This window comes from Paenibacillus zeirhizosphaerae (assembly GCF_030705605.1).
GTDB classification, from domain to species: Bacteria; Bacillota; Bacilli; order Paenibacillales; family Paenibacillaceae; genus Paenibacillus; species Paenibacillus zeirhizosphaerae.
Genome location: NZ_JAPCKK010000006.1, coordinates 139245 through 161093, shown reverse-complemented (window position 1 = coordinate 161093; position 21849 = coordinate 139245). Strand labels below are relative to the sequence as shown.

Sequence of the window (21849 nt, the reverse complement as noted above, 5' to 3'; positions counted from 1 at the left end):
TCTTGTCTATGTATCCGAAGCAATTGGGGACTATTTTGGGGACGACTTTGATTCTTTCAAAATTGTAACCTCCCGGATTGAAAGATGGAAGGGTCTGCACCGAAATGTTCGGTGCAGACCCTTCCGCGAATGTTATTTCTGGATGGCCGAAGCTGCCGTTTCTTCGCGAATCCCGCTGAAAGCGCGCTTGGAGAATACGGCAATGAGGCAGGCCACTGTCGCGCCCCCAAGCCATATCGCCCACGAGAATTCGGCGAAGCGCTCGAACAGCAAGCCGTATATGGCCTGCCCGATCGGTTGGGCGCTCAGGGTCAAACCCATCAGACAAGAAATGACTTTGCCCAGCAGTTCAGGTGGCGTCTGCACTTGCACAAACGCGAACATCTGCACCGTGAATATCGTGGCGGCAATCATGAGCAGAAAGCTCATGGCAGTGATGACGATATAGCAGGTAAATGCAGGCAAGCCGAGCAAAATGACGAGCCCCATGGGAATGCTTCCTGCGGCACATAGCAAAAGCAACAGATAGGCATGCCGCAAAGTCAATTTTTTGCCCAGTACGCCGGCCAGAATACCACCGGTCAATCCGCCTGCGGCAAGCGCAGCTTCCGCAACTCCATAATGAAGGATGCTCAACCCCAACGTTTGGGTAATCAGCACGGGCAGCCCAATGATGAGCATGGCGCTCATAAACAGATTGAACAAGAATACGATGCCGATCACTTTAGCCATAATCGGGTTTTCTTTCATAATATAGCGCATGCTCCGCTTCATATCGTCTTTCGCGATGGCCAGCATACTGCCTGAAGCCTGCTGTTTCTTATGCGCGATACGGATGAACAGTCCCAGGACAGCAGCGATCAGGAAGCTCACACCGCCTCCCGCCAGAATAGGCGTAAGCCCATAAGCGCTGTACAACATCCCGCCGATAATTGGCCCGAGAAGCGACGAAAGCGAATTGACTAAATTGATGACAGCACTAGCCGATACCATCTGCTCCTGCTTCGCCAGCAAAGGCAGACTCGCCTGCACCGCCGGCGTGTAGGCACCATGGATTCCATACAGCAACACCAAAACAACGATAACCAGGGGGATCAGCGAGACCTGGCCGTTGACCAGCATAAATCCGAGAACCAGCGCGGCTGACAAGAAATCAAGCGTTACCATCATTCGCTGCTTGTTGACCCGGTCCGCGATCATACCGCCGATCGGCGACAGGATAATCATCGGCAGGAACGCACTGGCCGAGACGAGTCCGAAGAGGGCGGCATTGCCGCTCTGCTCCAGAATGTACAGCGGCAGCGCGAAGCGCAGCATGGCATTGCCGAACAACGTAATGATTTGGCAGATCACGAGGAACGTGAAATCCTTGGTGAACAGACTTGTTTTGCTTGATGTAACGGTCGTATTTTCATTGGTTTCGCTTGCGGTTTGCATCGTTATTTCCCTCCATATGTGATTACTTAATTGAAAAACGTTATTTACATACCAACTAGCGGTATGTAAAATCGTAAAAATAATCTGCCTTTCCGGCAGTTATTTAGTAATACAGCTATTTCTTCTCTCTCTTCTCGTTGTACATCCGATAAAACTCCTCATACTGATGAAGCATTTGCTCATCGAACAGGTCCAGTCCGATACCTTTGAATAGCTCATGAAAAAGCCGGCATCTGCGAATCATATTCTCAGGCGCTTCCGCGATGACCATCGGATTCAACCACAGATTGCCAAGCATCATCAACACCTCGCTCAATTCTTTGGCATATTCCGTCCGGATCGACCCGTCTGTTATGCCTTGCTCGATGATGGGCTGGATATAAACGGGCACCGCTTCTTCGATAATGTTCTGAATTTGGGCGGCCAGCATCTTCGGATTGTTCAACAGATTCGGAGCCGTCGCGGCCATCTCAAGCTGTGCAGGGTTGGATAGAGCAACACGAAAAATTTTACGAAGCTTCTCCAGACCATTCAGCGCCGGGTCATCCCGCACAGCGGTCAGCGTTTCGTCTACGCCCTTGAACAATTGGTCGATCACGGCCAGCATAATGTCTTCCTTCGACTTGAAATGGTGATAAATCGCACCCTTCGTCAGTCCGCCAAGCTCGTTAATGATGTCTTGAATGGACGTTTGCTCATAGCCTTTCTGCATAAACAACGTTAGCGATACGCTTAAAATCTGATTTATCGTCTCTTCAGGGTATTTATTCCTTGCCACACCCTCACCTCTTTCATACATTCGGTTGGTATGTAAATAATATATTCGATCCTCACCCTGCTGTCAATAGGTCGTTGCCCTGATTTTTTTTCATACATGTAGGTTTCCTGTGCACGATAAAGGGGCTGCCCTAAGCCACTTGCATGACTTTGGGGACACCCCCTCCATACCACGCAATCCCGCCGTTTAAGGCAAGGCATTACCTCTTGCACTGACGTACAACGTGTACCATTCTTCCCGGGTCATCCGTTCCGCCTGACGCTCTGCATCCTGACAGGCTGTGATGCGCTCAGGGTTCGCCGTGCCAATGACTGGCTGAATCTTGGCCGGATGTTTCATCAGCCAGGCAAGCACAATCGATTCCCGTGTCGTTTCTTTTTCCTCCGCCAGACGTTTGACCAACTCGGCCGTGCGCACGATATGCTCAGGCTCATCCTTAAGCGCCTTGCCGGAGAAACGTCCCTGCGCGAGCGGCCCCCAGGCCTGAAGCTGAATATCCTTCATTTGACAAAATTCCATCAGACCTTCCGCAAATCGTACGGCCGTACCTGCCTGTTGGTTGACATGCACCGTTTCATCAAGGAAGTGCAGATGCGCCAGACTCATCTCCAACTGATTCACCACAAGCGGCTCGGACAGGCTGCGCTCCAAAAACTGGATCTGTCCCACGCTCATATTGGAAACCCCGAAATGGCGGACTTTGCCGAACTGCTTCAGCTTGGTGAAGGCCACCGCCACCTCCTCGGGCTCTACCAGCGGATCAGGCCGATGGAGGAGCAGCACGTCCAAATAGTCGGTACCCAATCGTTTCAGGGAGGCGTCTACCGATTCAAGAATATGCGAATAAGAGAAATCGAACATGCCCGGCAGATCGCCCTCTGCGAGACGGATTCCGCACTTGGATTGAATAACAATCTGCTCTCGCAGTCCAGGCTGTGCTTTCAGGACCTGACCGAACGTTTCCTCAGCTTTGCCTTTGGTGTAAATGTTGGCATGATCGAACATCGTAATACCGATGGAGCGTGCGGCTTCCACCGCTTTTTCAGCTTCCGTTATATGCTCCCGGGTGACAGGCTCATAGTCCCAGCCTCCGCCGAATGGCATACATCCCAGCACCAGGCGGCTGTCCGAAATCCCCCGCTTCTCAATGGGCATAATTCTCATAGTGCATCTGTTCCTCCTCCGGTAAATGGATTCACAATCTACTCTATCTTACTCCAACCAATGATAACTGTCATGGACAAAAAAAGCGTTTACATCGAATGCATCTTTTAGAAAATACCCATAGTTAAATATCGCTCACCTGTATCCGGGGCTATACAGAGGACACGCTTGCCTCGGCCCAAACGCCTCGCTTCCTGCAGCGCAGTCCATACGGTCGCTCCACTGGAGGGGCCGAGCAGCAGAGCTTCCCTGGCGGCCAGCGCGCGGGTTGTGGTCAGAGCATCCTCATCTGACACTTGCACAATATCGTCATACACTGCCGTATTGAGCGTTGCCGGAATAAACCCCGGCGAGGTCCCCACCACTTTGTGCGGGCCGGGTTGCCCACCTGAAAGTACCGGAGATCCCTTGGGTTCTACCACAAGAATACGCAAATCCGGCAGATGCACACGCAGCACCTCACCGGTCCCGGTAATGGTCCCCCCGGTTCCTGATGATGCCACGAACGAATCCAGCCTGCCTTCCATCTGTTCCAATATTTCGAGGGCAGTGGTAGTACGGTGGATATCGGGGTTGGCCGGATTTTCAAATTGCTGCGGAATGAAGCTGCCCTCAATCTCCCTTCCCAGTTCAATCGCTTTACGGATCGCCCCTGGCATTCTCTCCTCTGCAGGCGTCAAAACAACTTCTGCACCGTAAGCCTTCAAAATATGAATACGCTCCTTCGTCATGTTCGAAGGCATCACAAAAATGGCTTTATAACCTTTGGCAGCCGCGTTCATCGCGAGCCCGATGCCTGTATTACCGCTGGTTGGCTCGATAATGGTGCCGCCAGGACGCAGTCGGCCGTCCAACTCAGCCTGGAGAATCAGATTATATGCGGCACGGTCCTTCACACTGCCGCTCGGATTGAAACATTCCAGCTTGACGTACACTTCGGCATCTTCCGGACCCGTAAGCCTGTTGAGCCGTACACAGGGGGTGTTCCCTATTAATTCAGTAATATGATGAACTACTTTAATTGTCATTTGATCTCCCGCCCCCGAAAGTATTCTCCCCCTCACCGATCAGGTCCAGAAAGGCTGACGGCAGCCTGAACTGCCGGTCGCTGACGAGAATGCTGCTAAGCTCGTCCCCCATGTCCAACACCTGGCTTTCCTTGATCTCCTTGATGTCGGTGTGCAGACGCTCCATTTTGTGGTCCAGTTCATCCGCAGCGTCAGCGGCGTCTTTCAGCTCCTGCAGCAACTGCTCTGGAACGGACTGATTATATTTATAAAATATTTTGTGCTCAAGACTCGCCCAGAAATCCATCGCAATGGTACGAATTTGGATTTCAACGCAAACCCGCTCCTGACGGTCTGACATAAATACCGGAACCTCGACCAGCATATGCAGACTTTTATAGCCATTCGGTTTGGGGCTTCGGATATAATCCTTGATCTCCAGAATCGTGAGGTCGTCCTGATTTTCAAGCATGCTTTGGACCTTGTAAATGTCCGAGATGAAAGAACAAGTAATTCTAAGACCGGCGATGTCTTTGATGTTCTCTTTAATATCAGGAAGTGATATATTGATATTTTTCCGGTACAGCTTTTTCATGATGCTTTCCGGGGACTTCAATCTGGATTTGGTATGCTCAATCGGACTGTAATCATGGAGCGCCTGAAACTCTTCTTTGAGAATCTCCACTTTGGTTTCAATTTCATCCAGTGCAAATTTATACATCATCAGAAAACGGGTAATTTCGGTTTTTAATTTTTTCAACTGCTCCAGCTGTGCTTGTGTACCCATGCGTAGTCTCCTTTATTTATACAGTACGTGGCCATGCCGGATATCTCTATATTAAAGTCCTATCCGTGCTGATTAGGCGGCGAACGATTATACAAATATCATATCATTGATCCGCTTATCTTTCGAATTTTACAATTCCATCATCCGCGTCAGGGCTCCTGATGCTATACTGAACACTGAATATATACAAATTATAGGGATAGGAGAATGAACGCTTCATGAATACAAGCCATCAAGCTACCAGGGGAAAAGACCGTTTTCCCTTGTCTTTGCTATGCCTGACGCTGGGGGCCTTCGCCATCGGGATGACTGAATTCGTCATTATGGGCCTGCTTCCTAATGTGGCTCACGATCTGGGGGTTACGATTCCCCAAGCCGGGCAACTGATCACCAGCTATGCCATCGGTGTTGCTGTCGGAGCGCCCGTGCTGACGATCCTCACTCACAAGGTTCCACAGAAAAAACTGTTATGTCTGCTAATGATCATTTTTATACTTGGCAATGCCTTGTCCGTGATCGCACCCAATTACGGTTTCCTGATCGCCGCTCGTATAGGGGCCGCCTTTGCCCACGGCACCTTCCTCGGGGTCGGCTCCCTGATGGCCGCTCGCCTCGTCCGCCCGGAGAAACGGGCCGGGGCTGTGTCCCTCGTTCTGTCCGGTCTGACCGTAGCCAACATTGTCGGGGTGCCGTTTGGCACATTTATCGGGCAGCAGCTGGGCTGGCGCGCATCCTTCGCCGCCATCGTCATCATGGGCCTGATCTCCCTGATCGGTATTGCACGCTTCATTCCAGTCATGCGCCAGGAACATGCCACAAGCATCGCCCAGGAGATCCGCAGCCTTGTGAATCCCCAAGTGCTGCTCATGCTGCTTACAGGAGCGTTTGCCTGTGCCAGCCTGTTCTCAGTGTTCACGTACATTACACCACTGCTGATGGACATTAGCGGTTTTGCCGAGGCAAGCATCACGTGGATTCTCGTCCTGTTCGGGGTCGGCGTCACGATCGGCAATATCGTTGGAGGACGGCTGGCCGACTGGAAGCTGATGCCGTCCATGATTGTCAATTTCGGTGTACTGGCCATCATTTTAGCCGTGCTGACCTTTGCTCTCCAGAATAAAGTGTTGGCCATCATCACCGTCTTTATTTGGGGAATCGCCGCATTTGGCATGATGCCGGGTCTGCAGGTGCGCATCATGAACCTGGCATCCGAAGCTCCTTTGCTTGCCTCGACCAGCAGTCATTCCGTACTCAATCTTGGCAACGCCAGCGGCGCATTTCTCGGCGGTGCGGTCATTACGTACATGGGGTTGTCCCATCTGCCATGGATATCCGCAGTCATCGCACTGGCCGGAATGGCGGGAGCCATTGCCAGCCTGATGCTTGAGCGCCGGCTGAATTCTGCGGGCAAGCAGACCGTGAAGCTTGGCAGCTTGTAGGACTCGCATTTGTGGGAATGTTTGTAATCGATACAACGGACGTTTAGACCCCTCCCTCCATGGAAATCCTTAAAGTTGACATCGGTATATCAAAGGAGGGCGTTATGTATATGCCGCAATGGTTTTTAGTTATCCTACATACGCTTGTTGCTATCTTGGTACTGTTCGTAATCACTAAGCTGCTCGGAAAGAGGCAGGTGTCACAGCTCTCGTTGTTTGAATACATCACGGGAATTACGATCGGCAGCCTTGCGGCATATATACCGCTTGAAAGCCGGGAAACATGGTACCTAGGTGTCATTTCTCTGGTTGTATGGACCGTCGTGTCCCTCGTGATTGAATACTTCCAAATCAAAAGCAAAAAAATTAGAGATCTCGTGGACGGTACGGGAAGGGTACTCATTAAAAACGGAAAAGTGCTGGAAGACAATCTGCGAAAAGAACGTGTTTCCATGGATGAGCTGATGAGTCAACTACGCAGCAAAGGAGCATTCAAAGTAGCGGATGTGGAATTTGCGGTGATGGAGAACAGCGGTGAAATCAATTTTCTGCTTACGAAGGAAAATCAGCCCCTTACCCCTAAAATGCTTGGATTGGACGTTTCGCCCGAAAAGGAGCCGCAGAGCGTAGTGGTGGATGGTCAGATTCAGGAGAAGGAGCTGGCCGAAGCCCATAGAGATCAGCGCTGGCTGCACTCCGAGCTGGGCAAGCACGGTGTGGAGCTAAGCAACGTATTCCTGGCCCAGGTAGAGTCGAACGGCCGCATGCACCTTGATCTGTATGAAGATCAGCTTCAGGCGGACCAGCCTACAGACCTGAACCCGCTGCTGGCCGCGCTGGAAACGTGTCAGGAGGAGTTCAAGAAGCAGGCTGCGAATGCCCAGGGTAAGCGCAGTAAGCAGCTCTATGAAACAGGCTACGCCCAATTGACAAAACTTGTACTGGATACACAAAAGCAGCTCAAATCAAAAAAATGAATGCTCCATCCCTGTCCAAAAGCATCCTTCGCTCACATCCCGGCATACGCCTACATAAGATGTACAGAAGGATATTTATGGGATCGGGGGCAGGTCAAACGGATGACAAGATTATCATTTGAAACGTCCTTGCGCAGTGCAATCGTTGCGGCGGCGCAAGCGTTGAACCACGGCGATACCTCTTTCTCCACCTTTGAGCGCGCTTACTGCAACGAACGATTCTGGATACGCACTCCCCAAGGCGGATTTCAGATCAGACCGGACGTTACCCCTGCTGAAGGGATAAGCAACATATTTATAGAAGGCAGAAAATACGGGTTCGAGTGCGCCACCGCCATGGTCATTGTCCTCTATAAAGCCGTACTGGATTCCATCGATGAGAACGAGTTTAACCGCTTGTTTGCCAATATACTGCTGTATGACTGGCATTATGACAGCGACTTACGGCTTATTGAAGCCCAGGGCAGCAAGCAGTCGGTGCCGGGTGACATCATGTATTTCAAAAATCCGGAGGTGTCGCCCCTAACGCCTGAATGGAAAGGCGAAAACGTCGTCAAGCTTGATGAGGACTTCTATTTCGGTCACGGGGTGGGCATCGGCTCTTCAGAATATGTCATTCGCACGCTGAACAGCCGCCGCTGGCCAGGCAGCATCGTCTCGGCTTATTTGACGGATCAGGTCATACACCCGGATTTCAATTACCTGTCCCGTTTCGCTTATGGGTACAACCTGAATGCGGATACAGTGCCACAGCAGATAGAGACGCACGAGAGAGCGGTGATGGCTGCAGTCGGCAGACGCCAATATATCCGGTACTGAGCGCGGAATAATACGCAAAAAAGAGCATTCCGTTGGATTTTCATCTGGAATGCTCTTCATCTTGTTTGGGCTCATGGTGCGACGGATTCATCCTTGGCCGCTAAGTTCACCATGGCCTCCAGTGCGGCGGCAATCTCTCTTTCCACCGCCGCCCCGACAGCATCGGTATGCGGATCGTACACCTCCGCAAGGTCCGCATCCGCATAACCGTCAATGGCGACAATCGCCCCGGCACGCACGCCGCGCAGGGTGCTGACCACATACAGCGCCGCGATTTCCATTTCCACGGCAAGGGCACCGGCCTGCTTGTATTTCTTGTGCGGAATCTCCTCCACACCCGTAAAGAAAGCGTCGAGAGTCACCGTAATGCCTTTCGCCGTCACCCCGTCCATAACGCTTGCCGCGTCATACAGCGCCGTGATCACTTCACTGTCTCCGACTGCAGGAAAGCCCTCCGGCACCAACTGGCGTGTCAACCCATCCGCCCGCACGGCGGCCGTGCTGACGACGAGGCTTCCTGCCGGATGCTCAGCCGAGTAGGAGCCGGCCGTTCCCACACGGATCAGTGTCTTGACGCCAGCACGAACCAGCTCCTCGAAGCAGACCGCCGCGCCGGGCGAACCGACGCCGTGGCTGACCACCGCCAGCTTCAGACCTTTGTAGGTACCGGTAAAGGTCCGGTACTCCCGGCTGAATGCCAGCTCGCGGGCATCTTCCAGCCGTTCCGCGATGTGGCCCGCCCGCTTCGGATCTCCGCAAACGATGGCATAGGGAGGCATATCCTCCGAGTGAATCTGCAGAATAGGCAGAAGCATGTTAATCAAACTCCTTCCGCGTCCACTCATCCTCGGGGATCGGCAGAGCTTCACCCGAGAAGCGCTGCTCCCGGAACGGGTCGGCATAGTTATGAAAGCCGTTGCGCTCCCAGAAGCCCGGACGATCTTCGGACATAAATTCAATACCGCGAATCCATTTGGCGCTCTTCCAGAAATACAAATGCGGCACCACGAGCCGCAGCGGCCAGCCATGCTTGGGAGTGAGTGGCTTGCCGTCATACAAGAAAGCGAGCAATACATCATCCCGCAGCACATCATCCAGGGGCAGATTCGTTTCGTAGTCCTGATCGGCATGAATCATCACATATTTGGCCTCAGGCTTCACTTTGATCTGCTGCAGCAGATCGCTGAATTTCACGCCTTCCCACGCTGTATCAAATTTGGACCAGCGCGTTACACAGTGAATATCGCTGACCGTGTTCGTCTGCGGCATGGATTTCAACTCGTCCAAAGTAAAGGTACGCTCCTCTTCCACCTCACCGAATACGCGCAGATCCCAAAGAGCAGGGTCATACGCTGGCACCCCTCCTTCGTGCAGAATCGGAAACTTCTCTGTCACCGTCTGCCCCGGCGGCAGGCGGTGCAGCAGCTCAGGGGCAATACCCACCTGCTGCGGTGCTTTCGCCGCCTTCAGGCGGTCTGCTTTACCATGCATCGTTCATCCTCCTGTTCATCAGCGCGAGCTTCCGCCCGCTTTATGCGCATCCTGTAAATAACTCCGGTCTTTGAAAAAGAACATCGCTGCAAGCGTTACGATATAAGGCAGCATCTGTGTAAAATGGGACGGCAGGTTAAAGCCCTGCAACCGAATCCCCATCGCATCCATAAAGCCGAACAGCAGACTGGACGCCATCACCCCTACCGGGTTGGATTGTCCAAGCATGGTTGCGACGAGTGCGATAAATCCGCGTCCGGCGGTCATGCCCTCCGTGAACATCGTCACCTGACCGAGGGACAGCTGCGCTCCCGCTAGCCCGCACAGCACGCCGCAGGCCAGCACAGCTCCGTACTGATGTCTGCGCACCTTGATGCCAAGACTCTGCGCCGCCACCGGATTTTCCCCAACCGAACGGAGACGGAACCCGATGACCGTGCGGAACAGGAAAAATTGCAGCACAGCGATCAGCACAAACGCGGCATAGACAAGCGGACTTTGACCTGAAATGACGGCCCCCAGCCAGGGAATATCCTTAATCACAGGAATGTCCCATTTCGGCAGTCCGACCATGTTCTGATCATAATACGCACCTTTAACGTTGAAAATAGCCCGCAGGAGAAAGGTTGTGAGGCCTGTCGCCAGGAAGTTCAGCGAGATCCCGACGATGATGACATTGGCGCGCAGATGGATGCTGATATAACCGAAGATCATGGAAAACAGCAGTACACACAGCACCGCGAACAAAACGGCCAGCCAGACATTGCCCAGCATATAGTTGCCGACAATCGCCGAAAACGCGCCGACCAGCACAAACCCTTCCAACGCCACGTTGAACAGGCCGACCCTCGCGCATAACGCTCCGCCAAGGGCGGCAAGCAGGATCGGAGTGACGACGCGCAGCGTCGAGCTGAGCAGGGCCGCATCAAGCAGTTGTTCCATTGTTTTTCTTCTCCTTTCTGCGCTTCCAGATCGCATAACCGATTCTTGCGGATACGAAGAGCGTCAACACCGCCTGAATGACACTCGCCACCTCCAGCGGAACCTCGGTGTTACGTTCTACGCCCATGGCTCCCGTCTGCAGGGCGGACAGCAGAATCGCCGCCACCGCCGTGCCCAGCGGATGTGAGTTGGCGAGAAGTGTCGCCATAATCCCGCTCCAAGCGTAGCCTGCCGAGGAGAGAGAGCCGTCCAGAAAGCGGTATTGTGTACCCAGCACTTCTCCTGCTCCCGCGAGACCGGCCAGCGCACCGCTTGCCAGCATGGCGGCAATCATCATGCGGCCGCGTTTAACGCCGCCGTAGGAGGCAAAGAACGGATTGCTGCCGAGCATCCTGATTTCATAACCGGCGACCGTTTTTTTCATAAATCCATACAACAGCAGCGCTGCCGCCACCGCCAGCACGAAGCCCGCATGCAGTCCCATGCCTTGAAAAAGCTTAGGCAGCCATATGTTCTGGTCGATCATGGCCGTCTGCGCCATCGCAGCCGAACCAGTCGTATCCTTGAACGGATAAGACACCATATATCCCGCAAACAGGGAAGCGATATAGTTCAGCAGCAAGGTGGTAATCAGCAGGTTCATGCCGAACCGTGCGTCCAGCCAGCCTGCCAGCACCGACCAAATTCCGCCGGCTGCGATTCCCGCCAGCAGGGAGATGATCAACACAAGCCAGCCCGGCCCCGGAAGGTAAAGAGCCGTCAGGGCGGCGGATAACCCGCCCAAAATCATCTGCCCCTCGGCACCCATATTGAAGAATCCGGCCCGGAAGGCCAGTGCCACGCCTAACCCAGCCAGAATGATCGGCGTAGCCCGCGCCAACGTATTCGTGACGAAATAAAAGCTGCCGAACGCCCCGTTCCACATTTCCGTGTACGTCTCTATGACAGAGCCTCCCACGATCAGGATGGCAGCGGCCCCCGCAAGCAAGCCGATCAGCACCGCCAGCAGCGGCTGAATGAGCGCTTTTACATTTTGTTTAACAACGTTCATGCCTGTAAGCTCCCCCCTGCCATCAGCAGACTGATTTTTTCTTCCGTTGCGTCGGCCGCGGCCAGTTCTCCGGCAATCGCACCCTCATACATCACAACGATGCGATCGGACAACTGCAAAATCTCGGTCAGCTCTGAGGACACAAGCAAAATCGCCGTTCCTGCATCCCGCTTGCGGATCAGCTCCGTATGAATCGTCTCCATCGCTCCAATGTCCACCCCTCGCGTTGGCTCAGCGACGATCAGGAAAGGCGCGTCCTGCGCGAATTCCCGCGCGGCAATCAGCTTCTGAAGATTACCGCCTGATAAATTCTGAACCTGATTATCCAGGGAGCCTGCTTTGATGCCGAATCGGGTAATCCATTCCGATACCATAACCCTTGCGCTTTTGCTATTCACCATTCCGCCGCGCTTCAGCTTGTGCTGGTAGCCCATAATTCCGTTATCCAATACCGTAGCATCCTTGGCCGCACCCCACAGATATCGGTCCTCCGGAATATGGGCCAGTCCGCGCTCCCTGATTCTGCGTACCGGCATACCGGCAATATCAGTACCGGCAAGCCGCACGGTTCCTTCATCCGCCTTGCGCAGGCCAGCAACAGCCTGAATCAGCTCGGATTGCCCGTTGCCGGATATTCCGGCCACACCTACAATCTCCCCTGCGCGCACCTGCAGATCAATCCGGTTCAGCAGCAGCTTGTCTCGTGTTCCTCTGACCACAAGCTTCTCCACCTGCAAAATGGGCTCACCCGGTATCGAGGGCTGCTTGCGTAGCTGCACGAGCTCCCGGCCAACCATCATTCTCGAAAGCTGCTCCACATCGGTATCGGCAACAGCCACCGTTCCGGTCACCTGACCATCGCGCAGCACCGTGACCCGGTCTGCAGCTTCCATCACCTCATGCAGCTTATGTGTAATCAGAATAAAGCTCTTCCCCTGGCCCGCCAGCGCCTGGATGTTCGTCAGCAGCTCTTTGACCTCCAAGGGTGTCAATGCGCCTGTCGGCTCATCCAGAATGATCATGTCCGCCCCCTGGTATAGCACTTTCAATATTTCGACACGCTGCTGCATGCCCATAGGACAATCGGACACTCTGGCCGAGGGATCAACAGGCATGCCATAACGACGGCCAAGCTCTTCTACGCTCGCAGCCGCCGCCTTCCTGTTGAAGCGTCCGCCCGCAGACGACGGCTCACGGCCAATCACGATATTTTCGGCGACCGTAAACGAAGGAAACAGCATAAAATGCTGATGCACCATCCCAATTCCACTTGCAATCGCACGTGAAGGGTCAGTGAAGGAGACCTCTTGTCCGCGTACACGAATCGTTCCGGACGTAGGCTGCTCCATACCGTACAGCATTCTCATAAGCGTGGTCTTACCGGCACCGTTCTCACCAACCAGCGCATGCACCTCACCGGCTCTAAGGTCAAAATTCACATCCCTGTTCGCGGTCACTTCACCGTAACGCTTGGTGATATGTTCCATTTGCAGCAGCATAACTTTCTTGCTCCTTTCATTCTCCCATCCTGTGAACACGGGTCTACAGCATTGAATAGAAGTGAGGCCGACTGCTCTACCGGCAGCCGGCCTATATAGGTATTGGATCTTTGGTTTAAAGGATTACTGCTGCAGCGGGTCTTTGATCTGAATCGTTCCCGCCACCACATCGTCACGAATCTTCTTCAGCTTGTCAACCACTTCCTGACCGACGAACGGGCTAAGTGGGGAGGCACTGTCACGTGTGACAAACGTCAGGCCGACACCGTCCTCCTTCAATCCGTAGTTCACCGCTCCGTATTCAAAGCTTCCTTCGGTAAACGCCTTAACCGTTTCATACGTTACTGTATCGGTGGATTTCAACTGGGACAATACGATATGCTCAGGATCAAGCTCCGTGCGGTCCACGTCCTGTCCGGAGGTGTACATGCCTTTCTCCTTGGCAGCCTCAAATACGCCCAGGTCGCCTGTTGCCGAAGCTCCGGCCACAAAATCAGCTCCCTGATCGTACTGCACCAGGGCCATTTCCTTGGCTTTCGCCGGATCATTGAAGCTTCCCACATAGCTTACAAGATACTCTGCATCCGGGTTGGTCGATTCCAGACCCTGACGGAAGCCTTCCGTATACTTCTTGATCAGCGGGATGTCCATCGCGGCAATCATACCCACTTTGTCAGTCTTGGTCATCAATCCGGCAGCGGCCCCGAGCAGGTACGCTCCTTCGTGCTCGCGGAAGCCGACGCTTCGTACGTTAGGCATATCAACAACAGTGTCAATAATAGCAAAAGGTTTGTCGGGATTTTCAGCCGCAACCTTCTTCAATGCATCCTCCGCCTGGAAGGTAGCCGTAATAATCAAATCATAGTTCTCAGCGACCGTGGCGCGCAGATTTTGTTCAAAAGCAGCCGGGTCTGTGGACTCGATCGTTTTCACTTCCACGCCGAACTCCTCGCCGGCCTTCTTAAAGCCTTCGTCCATTTGAACGAAGAACGGGTTCACACCAATTTTCTCAGGCAGAACAAGCGCTACTCTCTTCTTCGCTTCAGCTCCACTGCTGGCACCAGCAGATTGTTCGTCTTTTCCAGTTCCTGAACCGCATGCAGCGAGCAAAATCGCCAGCATCACGATCGATAAGACGAACGAAAGACTTCTTTTCATGTTGTAAGCTTCCCCTTTTCGTTTGTGTTTAACTGAATCCTAATAGAAAGCCTGGACCCTTGTCAATAAAAAGTGTGTCCCACAAGGTCTATTGACCGGAGGCACTCTTTTCGTGCGTTTGTGAGACGCTCCGAGAACGAAGCATTCCTACAATCGCTGTTGACCCTTCGGGCCAAAGGCGAGCGCTCCGCTTTTCCGGAATGGCTTCGTTCTCTCCGCTGCTTTTGTGCATCCCCCAACTTAACAAGAACAACCGGAAATCGCAATCTTCTGGTTTAACAAAATTGAAAACGGGGCTGCCCTAAGCCATTTCATGACTTTTGGAACAGCCCTTATGTCAATCTTCTATATTAATGGGGATTTATTGGGTCGTCCCGGAGAGTCTGCTGCTCAGTGGTCGTTATCCCTTGGTTAGCTCACTATGGAGCAGCGACAATATGCCCCGCAGCTCGCCGACCGGAACTTGCCCCGGAGCGGACGAACGGCCGGCCGAGCCGAAGGTGAGGGCTGAACCGAACAGCTCGCCGGCCAGGCGGCTGACCACCCCTCTGCCGGTCATGGACATCGTGATGAGCGGACGATCGGCATACTGCTCCTTCATACGGTTTGTTGCCTCCAGCAGTATCAGGACATCAGCCATGCTGTTAGGCATCACCGCGATTTTCACAATATCTCCGCCCAGCTCCTGGGCTCTGCACAGTCTCGATACAATCTCCTCTGCCGGAGGGGTTTTATCAAAATCATGATTGGACAAAATCACGCGTACCCCCGCGGCTTGAGCCGCTTCAGCCAGCTCACGCACATGCTGCTCCTTGTTGAACCACTCCACATCAATCAGATCAACCTGTCCCGTAGCTGCGACCGCTTGATTCAGAGCCACATAGTCAGCAGGCATTATCTCCCGCTGGCCACCCTCCTCGGAGGTCCGAAAGGTGAAGAGCAACGGCATATCCCCCAGCGCCGCGCGCAGCTCGCCCAGCGTTTTCTTCACCATCTCTATATCATCCGCATGCTCGTAAAAATCCACACGCCACTCCACCAGATCAAGGTCGAGCGTGCGCACCTGCTCAGCCTCCGCGATCAATCGGGGCAGGGTTTCTCCCGTGATCGGCACACAGATCTTCGGTGCACCTTCCCCGATGATGATATCTTTCACCTGGACTGTTTTGTACATTGCTTTCCGCTCCTTTGGGGTACGTCTTCATCTGTTCTTAATCTACAACGACCACACAGCAAGAAAGCAGGCCTCTGCGGCCTGCTTGTTCTACATTTCCCCTCATTATATCCTTAAGCCTCATCTGCCGCAAAGCGGAGCCCGATCTGCTGTCTGGCTTCCTCCATGACCTCGGCCACCGCTAGCGAGCTAGCATGAGAGTTTACCTTGCTATCCCGTTCTCCATGCTTGATCATTTCTATAAACTCAAGGGCTTCGTAATACATTGGCTCGTGAATTTGCGGTTTCGTCAGGTCTTCGACATTGCCGTCCCGGTAATGGATTTTCACATCGTATGGCTGGTTGATCTTGTCAATGACCATCGTGCCAAGCTCCCCCTGGATCTCCGCCGGAAGATAGGAGTTGGAAATTTTGGAATGCACCACAACGCCCTCCATTTCCGGGTAGCGCATAACCAGGCTTCCTTCCCCGTCTACACCGGACGGCAGCATGACACCCACCGCCTTCACCAGGTCAGGCTTTCCGAACAATGTAACCATCGGATAAAGACAATAAATCCCCAGGTCCATCAACGAACCGTTGGAAAATTGCGGATTAAACGTATTCGGCATTTTCCCTTCCTTATACGCATCATAACGAGAGGAATACTGACAATAGCAGGCAAAATAACGGCGGATCGGACCTAGCTTGAAAAGATTGTCCTGTATGACTTTAAAATTCGGCATAAGCGTAGATTTGAGGGCTTCCATTAGCACCACGTTGTTCTTCTCCGCTGCGGCGACCATCTCCCGCATCTCGCGCGCATTTGAAGCCATCGGCTTCTCGCACAGCACATGCTTGCCATGATTCATACACAGAATCGCCTGCTCCGCATGGAGCGAGTTCGGACTCGCAATATAAACAGCATCGATACTGCCCTTCTCCAGCATTTCCTGCAAATCCGTGAACACCTCTGCTTGATGGTATTGCGCAGCAAAGGATCTGCCTTTCTCTTCAGTACGGGAGTACACTGCCGTCAAAGCAAACTGCTCGGTTTCAATCGCCCCTTGAATGAAGCGCTCCGTTATCCAGTTAGTTCCGATGATGCCGAATCGTATCAAAACATCTCATTCCTTTCACGAATAGTTATCATGATGGTATTTTCTCACTTGAACATGTGCCTGTCTATATAAATCCTGTATATGGCATTATCTTGGCACATCAGACGACCGCATGCTCTGGGCATACGGCCTCGACTTTGACCAGCAGGGCTCTCAAAAGCATAGAGACCCGGAGCGCACCAGTATATAGTACATACTGATTGCGAGCCGGGTCTTCCTGGTAGACATCTACTTTCTTACTTCAACCTTGGCCAGCTTTTCATAATATTGCACCAAGCTGCCGTGGTCGCGGTCTCCTAATCCTTCCACCTTCAATGCCTGCATCATTTCCATTACACTGGCTGTCAGCGGTAAGGGCACACCTACCTCATGAGAGGTTTCCAGAACATTACTTAAATCCTTGATATGCAGATCAATCCGAAAACCGGGATCAAATTTGCGTTCCAGCACAAGTGGCGCTTTGGCATCCAGTACCGTGCTGCCTGCAAGCCCCTCGCGAATGGCCTGATAGACCAGCTCCGGTTGAACACCGGCTTTACTGGCCAGCACAAGAGCCTCCGACATCGCCGCAATATTAATCGCCACGATGATCTGATTCGCAAGCTTGGTCACGTTACCCGCACCGATCTCACCTGTACGAACGACCGAAGCGGCCATGGCCTTCATCACATCAACACATCGATCAAAGATTTCCTGTTTGCCTCCGACCATGACGGAAAGCGTACCTTCAATCGCCTTTGGCTCTCCTCCGCTAACTGGAGCATCCAGCATTTCAATGCCTTTTTCCGCCAGCGCTGCCGCAATTTCTTGACTGGTCAAAGGAGCAATGGAGCTCATATCGATCACCACCGTGCCTGGCCTGGCTCCTTCGATGATGCCGTCCGGGCCAAGCACGACTTCTTTCACCTGCGGTGAATTCGGCAGCATGGTAATCACGATATCCGTCAGCTCCGCTATGCGCTTGGGTGTAGCTGCGGCCGTGGCACCTGCCGCCACCAGCTCTGCCGCCGCTTTATTGGTCTCGAGCACGACCAGCTCATAACCTGCTTTGATTACATTTTCGCTCATCGGTTTACCCATAATGCCCAGTCCAATAAAACCAATTTTCATCCTCTATCCCTCCAAAGTTTTACAATATGACGATTAGAGTGCACCCATGTCCTGCAGAATGTTCTTCAGTTTATTTCGATTGGCCTCAGAAGCCGCCGTGTTGGGAAGGATCGAGGCACCTACAGGCACACCGATCAGATTCATGGCCTCTTTGGTAACCACAGGGAAGCTGGCCAGATTGAATGCCATCCTGAGCGGTGCCAGCTTGAACTGTGCTTCAAGAGCTCCTTGCACATCTCCATTGAGATACTTTTCATAGATTTCCACTACGAGAGCCGGCACAATGTTAGCGGTGGATGCCACACAGCCCACAGCTCCATAAACCAGAGAAGCTAAAATCATGACATCTCTGCCAGCCATCACTTTAAAATCTTTGCTTCGGGTCCTGCGTATATATTCTGCCGTTAAGGTCATATCGCCGCTGCTGTCTTTCATTCCAACGATGTTCGGAATATCGACCAGCCTTTCAAGAAGGTTCGCGGAAATATTATTTCCTACCCGATCCGGATTGTTATACAGAAGAACAGGGAGAGATGCTGCTTCTGCTATTTTGCGAAAATGCTGGTACAATTCTTCCTCCGTCGGGGTGAGAAACATAGGCGGCAGGATCGTCAACGCCTGGGCCCCGAGGGCTTCCCCCATTCTTGCAAGCGTCACACATTCTTTCGTCGTAATTGCACCAATGCCCATGTATACAGGAACTCTCCCATCGACCTGATCAATGGTGGCACGAACGGCGATTTCCTGCTGCTCACGATCCAGTCCATAGAACTCTCCATTACTGCCAAGTGATAAAATCCCATGTACTCCTCCGCCGAGAACGTGCTCCACCACAGCTCGCAGTCCTTGCTCATCTACCAGTTCATTTTCATCCACCGGGGTAACCATAGGCGGGATGACCCCCCGAATCCAGGTTGTGTCCATCTGCGCTCTCCCTCTCCATTTTTATTTGCTAACGTTTTCAAATCATAAAGGCTCCGTCTTCATTTCACAGGCTCTGTCAGTCCGTTTTCTCAGGTTACAGGAGCAGGATTAAATAGTGCCAAATCGTTGTGGATTCCCCAATGATCCGCCCATGTCTTCTTGCGTCCACTGGCGACATCCAGGATGAAGTGGAATAATTCCCAGCCTACGTCTTCTATCGTTGCTTCTCCTGTCGCAATTCTGCCCGCATTGAGGTCGATGAGATCATGCCATTGTTCCGCCAAAGAATTTCTCGTGGAGACCTTAATCACAGGAGCTACGGCCAAGCCGTAAGGTGTGCCTCTGCCTGTAGTGAATACCTGTAAATTCATACCAGAGGCTAATTGCAAGGTTCCGCATACAAAATCACTGGCAGGTGTGGCTGCAAAAATCAAACCCTTGTCGGTAGCCCTTTCGCCAGGAGATAAAACGGCAACAATGGGGCTGGTGCCTGACTTCACAATAGACCCCAGCGATTTTTCCACCACGTTGGCAAGCCCGCCCTTTTTATTCCCGGGTGAGGGATTGGCGCTTCGGTCCGCCTGCCCCCGCTGTAAATAATCGTCATACCATTGCATCTCCCGAATCAAGGCCTGGCCGACTTCCTCATTTACTGCACGGGGAGTTAATAAATGAACAGCATCCCTAACTTCCGTAACCTCTGAAAACATGACGGCAGCCCCAACGCGTACTAATAAATCAGCGGCAAAACCTACGGCCGGATTCGCCGTAACTCCGGAAAAGGCATCACTACCGCCGCACTGCAGACCCACCACCAGATCGGAAGCGGGACAGGTAACACGCTGACGCCGATTTAACTTATCCAGCCGGGCTTCGGCCATCTCCATAATCGACTTGACCATGGGAATAAATCCGGCATGCTGCTGTAGGGACACAATCTTGCCCATGTCTCCGTCTGGCACCAATCTTTCTGGAATCAGCTTCTCACAGCCTAACCCGACCACCATAAGCTCCCCGCCGAAGTTCGGGTTTTGCGCCAGGTTTTGCAAGGTCCGAATCGGAATCACAGCATCCGGTGCGTTAATCGCCACCCCACAGCCATAACTATGGGTTAAAGCTACGACATCTTCGACGTTGGGGTATTGGGGCAGCAGCTCTTCTTTTATTTTGTTCACGGCATATTCCAGCACACCAGCCACACATTGCACACTGGTCGTAATGCCCAGTATATTTTTCGTTCCAACACTGCCATCGTCATTGCGATATCCTTCAAACGTATAACCTTCCAATGGAGGAAGACGCTTCGGCACATGGGTTGCGATCGACAGCTCCTCCAAACGGGGCGGGCTCGGCATCTGAACAAAAGTTTCCTCAAGCCAGCTTCCTTTTGCAATCGTTTTCAATGCAAAGCCGATCACTTCTCCGTAACGAATAATGGCTTCACCTTCGACGATATCCTCCAGTGCCACTTTATGTCCTTGGGGAACCTTACTGATCAGCTCGAGTCCACAAGGAAATTTCGTCCCTTTAGGCAGTCCGCCGGTATTGACGATGATGGCAATGTTATCTTTCGGATGCACTTTAATATAAAGGGGATCTTCCCTTTGAGTTTGCTTTAAAGTCATGTTGGTTCTCTCCTTAATTCAAAACGTTTAATCTCTCCAACAATCAGCAAATAACATATAATGACCATAAAAGCATTCGCGCCGACAAAAATGAGCGCTCCGTTAAAGGACCCAGTTGCCTGCAGAATGTACCCAATTACAATCGGAGTCGTAATGCCGGCAAGATTGCCAAACGTATTGAACAATCCCCCACTCAGTCCCCCCATCTCTTTTGGAGACGTATCCGATACAACCGCCCAGCCTAATGCACCGATGCCTTTCCCAAAGAAAGCCAACGCCATAATGGAAACAACCAGCCAGTCCACCTCCACATAATTACAGATCACCATGGACGTTGACAGCAGCATGCCTATGACGATGGGGGTTTTTCTGGCTACTGATAAGGATTTTCCTTTCCTCAGCAAGAAATCGGAAATGATGCCTCCCAGAATACCGCCGGCAAATCCGCAAAGGGCTGGCAGTGAAGCCACAAATCCGGCTTTAAGAATAGACATCCCGCGGTCTGTAACAAGATAGACAGGAAACCATGTCAGGAAGAAATAAGTAAGCGTATTCAAACAATATTGCGCAATGTAGATGCCTAGTGTCATCCGGTTGGTAAGCAGTTGCTTTAAGTACCCCCATTTGGGAGTGTTTTGCCCGTTGCCCGCCTTCGCCTGATCCAGATGAACTAAAGCTCCGCCTTCTTCAATATATTCCAATTCCGCTTGATTTACTTTGGGATGGTCTTTGGGACCATACACCGTCTTTACCCATATGCCACACATGGCCATACCGACAAGCCCCATAATGATAAATACAAATTCCCAGCCAAAAGAGCTTGTAAGCCAGGCCATAATGGGAGCAAAGATGACTGTTGCAAAATATTGGGCTGAATTAAAAATGGCCGATGCCATACCGCGTTCCTTGGTTGGAAACCAGGCCGAGACGATTCTGCTGTTGGCTGGAAACGACGGAGCTTCCGCCAAGCCCACCATAAAACGAAGTATAAATAACATCATAATCGTAATCCCTACGCTAAAAAATCCCACAAAGCCCTGCATTAACGTAAATAAAGACCAGAAAAAAATGCTGAAGGTATAAATCTTCTTCGAGCCAAAACGGTCAAGGAACCAGCCTCCGGGAAGCTGGCCTAATACGTATGCCCATGAAAATGCCGAAAACACATAGCCCATGAGAATTGGATCCAAGCCAAGCTCCTTCGACATCGGGGTCCCGGCTATAGATATCGTTGCTCGATCTGCATAGTTAATCGTAGTGATAACAAACAAAATAAATAATATCGTGTAGCGAACACGCGTTTTCTTTCCATACTCTGTACCAGGAGAAACTTGGTTTGTAACCTTCGGACTGTTGATATCCATGTT

At 52.3% G+C, this 21849-nt stretch carries 20 protein-coding genes; 3 read left to right on the top strand and 17 right to left on the bottom strand.

Annotation, left to right across the window (positions count from 1 at the left end; genetic code table 11):
* Positions 1-132: 132 nt before the first annotated feature.
* From OIN60_RS03625 to OIN60_RS03605, 5 genes are all read right to left on the bottom strand, one after another.
* Positions 133-1437 (bottom strand): MFS transporter, encoded by a 1305-nt coding sequence (locus OIN60_RS03625; protein WP_305753514.1) that lies wholly within the window; start codon positions 1435-1437, stop codon positions 133-135.
* Positions 1438-1552: 115 nt separating this feature from the next.
* A complete protein-coding gene (locus OIN60_RS03620) occupies positions 1553-2215 on the bottom strand; it encodes a TetR/AcrR family transcriptional regulator (RefSeq protein ID WP_305753513.1) in 663 nt (220 codons plus the stop codon).
* Positions 2216-2401: 186 nt separating this feature from the next.
* On the bottom strand, positions 2402-3379 hold the full coding sequence (locus tag OIN60_RS03615; protein ID WP_305753512.1) for an aldo/keto reductase: 978 nt from the start codon (positions 3377-3379) through the stop codon (positions 2402-2404).
* Positions 3380-3486: 107 nt separating this feature from the next.
* Complete coding sequence (gene cysK / locus OIN60_RS03610) at positions 3487-4407, bottom strand: cysteine synthase A (RefSeq protein ID WP_305753511.1); 921 nt, start codon at positions 4405-4407, stop codon at positions 3487-3489.
* On the bottom strand, positions 4397-5173 hold the full coding sequence (locus OIN60_RS03605; protein ID WP_305753510.1) for a GTP pyrophosphokinase: 777 nt from the start codon (positions 5171-5173) through the stop codon (positions 4397-4399). Before OIN60_RS03605 ends, cysK begins: the two co-directional genes overlap by 11 nt.
* 218 nt (positions 5174-5391) lie before the next feature.
* On the opposite strand from OIN60_RS03605, the gene OIN60_RS03600 reads away from it, so the two are divergent.
* The 3 genes from OIN60_RS03600 (at position 5392) to OIN60_RS03590 (ending at position 8408) form a co-directional block, all read left to right on the top strand.
* Positions 5392-6612 (top strand): MFS transporter, encoded by a 1221-nt coding sequence (locus OIN60_RS03600; protein WP_305753509.1) that lies wholly within the window; start codon positions 5392-5394, stop codon positions 6610-6612.
* Positions 6613-6722: 110 nt separating this feature from the next.
* Complete coding sequence (locus OIN60_RS03595; RefSeq protein ID WP_305753508.1) at positions 6723-7589, top strand: DUF421 domain-containing protein; 867 nt, start codon at positions 6723-6725, stop codon at positions 7587-7589.
* A 102-nt stretch (positions 7590-7691) separates the two neighbouring features.
* A complete protein-coding gene (locus OIN60_RS03590; RefSeq protein ID WP_305753507.1) occupies positions 7692-8408 on the top strand; it encodes a protein-glutamine gamma-glutamyltransferase in 717 nt (238 codons plus the stop codon).
* 71 nt (positions 8409-8479) lie between these two features.
* Here OIN60_RS03590 and OIN60_RS03585 read toward each other — a convergent pair whose 3' ends face one another.
* The 12 genes from OIN60_RS03585 to OIN60_RS03530 all read right to left on the bottom strand — a co-directional run bounded on the left by OIN60_RS03585 (position 8480) and on the right by OIN60_RS03530 (position 21846).
* Positions 8480-9223, bottom strand: coding sequence for a nucleoside phosphorylase (locus tag OIN60_RS03585; protein ID WP_305753506.1), 744 nt, complete (start codon positions 9221-9223; stop codon positions 8480-8482).
* 1 nt (position 9224) lies between these two features.
* A complete protein-coding gene (locus OIN60_RS03580) occupies positions 9225-9899 on the bottom strand; it encodes a sulfite oxidase-like oxidoreductase (RefSeq protein WP_305753505.1) in 675 nt (224 codons plus the stop codon).
* Between the two features lie 18 nt (positions 9900-9917).
* A complete protein-coding gene (locus OIN60_RS03575; protein WP_305753504.1) occupies positions 9918-10841 on the bottom strand; it encodes an ABC transporter permease in 924 nt (307 codons plus the stop codon).
* Entirely contained in the window at positions 10825-11892 is a 1068-nt protein-coding gene (locus OIN60_RS03570) for an ABC transporter permease (protein WP_305753503.1), read from the bottom strand. Before OIN60_RS03570 ends, OIN60_RS03575 begins: the two co-directional genes overlap by 17 nt.
* Complete coding sequence (locus OIN60_RS03565; RefSeq protein WP_305753502.1) at positions 11889-13391, bottom strand: ABC transporter ATP-binding protein; 1503 nt, start codon at positions 13389-13391, stop codon at positions 11889-11891. Before OIN60_RS03565 ends, OIN60_RS03570 begins: the two co-directional genes overlap by 4 nt.
* Before the next feature lie 123 nt (positions 13392-13514).
* Complete coding sequence (locus OIN60_RS03560; protein WP_305753501.1) at positions 13515-14549, bottom strand: BMP family lipoprotein; 1035 nt, start codon at positions 14547-14549, stop codon at positions 13515-13517.
* A 400-nt stretch (positions 14550-14949) separates the two neighbouring features.
* Entirely contained in the window at positions 14950-15723 is a 774-nt protein-coding gene (gene aroD, locus OIN60_RS03555) for a type I 3-dehydroquinate dehydratase (protein WP_305753500.1), read from the bottom strand.
* Positions 15724-15836: 113 nt separating this feature from the next.
* Positions 15837-16820 carry a Gfo/Idh/MocA family protein gene (locus OIN60_RS03550; protein ID WP_305753544.1) on the bottom strand — a complete coding sequence of 328 codons (984 nt, stop codon included), beginning with the start codon at positions 16818-16820 and terminating at the stop codon, positions 15837-15839.
* Positions 16821-17051: 231 nt separating this feature from the next.
* Positions 17052-17933 carry a 2-hydroxy-3-oxopropionate reductase gene (gene garR / locus OIN60_RS03545; RefSeq protein ID WP_305753499.1) on the bottom strand — a complete coding sequence of 294 codons (882 nt, stop codon included), beginning with the start codon at positions 17931-17933 and terminating at the stop codon, positions 17052-17054.
* A 33-nt stretch (positions 17934-17966) separates the two neighbouring features.
* Positions 17967-18857 carry a 4-hydroxy-tetrahydrodipicolinate synthase gene (gene dapA, locus OIN60_RS03540; RefSeq protein ID WP_305753498.1) on the bottom strand — a complete coding sequence of 297 codons (891 nt, stop codon included), beginning with the start codon at positions 18855-18857 and terminating at the stop codon, positions 17967-17969.
* 89 nt (positions 18858-18946) lie between these two features.
* The gene (garD, locus tag OIN60_RS03535; protein WP_305753497.1) at positions 18947-20482 is read right to left on the bottom strand and encodes a galactarate dehydratase; all 1536 of its coding nucleotides are present in this window, start codon (positions 20480-20482) and stop codon (positions 18947-18949) included.
* On the bottom strand, positions 20479-21846 hold the full coding sequence (locus tag OIN60_RS03530; RefSeq protein WP_305753496.1) for an MFS transporter: 1368 nt from the start codon (positions 21844-21846) through the stop codon (positions 20479-20481). The genes garD and OIN60_RS03530 overlap by 4 nt, the downstream gene beginning before the upstream one ends.
* Positions 21847-21849: the final 3 nt, after the last annotated feature.

Bases quoted from the DNA above. Each gene is read 5' to 3' on its own strand.
- OIN60_RS03625 (WP_305753514.1), bottom strand. From the start codon at position 1,437: ATGCAAACCGCAAGCGAAACCAATGAAAATACGACCGTTACATCAAGC.
- OIN60_RS03615 (WP_305753512.1), bottom strand. From the start codon at position 3,379: ATGAGAATTATGCCCATTGAGAAGCGGGGGATTTCGGACAGCCGCCTG.
- cysK (WP_305753511.1), bottom strand. From the start codon at position 4,407: ATGACAATTAAAGTAGTTCATCATATTACTGAATTAATAGGGAACACC.
- OIN60_RS03605 (WP_305753510.1), bottom strand. From the start codon at position 5,173: ATGGGTACACAAGCACAGCTGGAGCAGTTGAAAAAATTAAAAACCGAA.
- OIN60_RS03600 (WP_305753509.1), top strand. From the start codon at position 5,392: ATGAATACAAGCCATCAAGCTACCAGGGGAAAAGACCGTTTTCCCTTG.
- OIN60_RS03595 (WP_305753508.1), top strand. From the start codon at position 6,723: ATGCCGCAATGGTTTTTAGTTATCCTACATACGCTTGTTGCTATCTTG.
- OIN60_RS03590 (WP_305753507.1), top strand. From the start codon at position 7,692: ATGACAAGATTATCATTTGAAACGTCCTTGCGCAGTGCAATCGTTGCG.
- OIN60_RS03585 (WP_305753506.1), bottom strand. From the start codon at position 9,223: ATGCTTCTGCCTATTCTGCAGATTCACTCGGAGGATATGCCTCCCTAT.
- OIN60_RS03580 (WP_305753505.1), bottom strand. From the start codon at position 9,899: ATGCATGGTAAAGCAGACCGCCTGAAGGCGGCGAAAGCACCGCAGCAG.
- OIN60_RS03575 (WP_305753504.1), bottom strand. From the start codon at position 10,841: ATGGAACAACTGCTTGATGCGGCCCTGCTCAGCTCGACGCTGCGCGTC.
- OIN60_RS03570 (WP_305753503.1), bottom strand. From the start codon at position 11,892: ATGAACGTTGTTAAACAAAATGTAAAAGCGCTCATTCAGCCGCTGCTG.
- OIN60_RS03565 (WP_305753502.1), bottom strand. From the start codon at position 13,391: ATGCTGCTGCAAATGGAACATATCACCAAGCGTTACGGTGAAGTGACC.
- OIN60_RS03560 (WP_305753501.1), bottom strand. From the start codon at position 14,549: ATGAAAAGAAGTCTTTCGTTCGTCTTATCGATCGTGATGCTGGCGATT.
- aroD (WP_305753500.1), bottom strand. From the start codon at position 15,723: ATGTACAAAACAGTCCAGGTGAAAGATATCATCATCGGGGAAGGTGCA.
- garR (WP_305753499.1), bottom strand. From the start codon at position 17,933: ATGAAAATTGGTTTTATTGGACTGGGCATTATGGGTAAACCGATGAGC.
- dapA (WP_305753498.1), bottom strand. From the start codon at position 18,857: ATGGACACAACCTGGATTCGGGGGGTCATCCCGCCTATGGTTACCCCG.
- garD (WP_305753497.1), bottom strand. From the start codon at position 20,482: ATGACTTTAAAGCAAACTCAAAGGGAAGATCCCCTTTATATTAAAGTG.
- OIN60_RS03530 (WP_305753496.1), bottom strand. From the start codon at position 21,846: ATGGATATCAACAGTCCGAAGGTTACAAACCAAGTTTCTCCTGGTACA.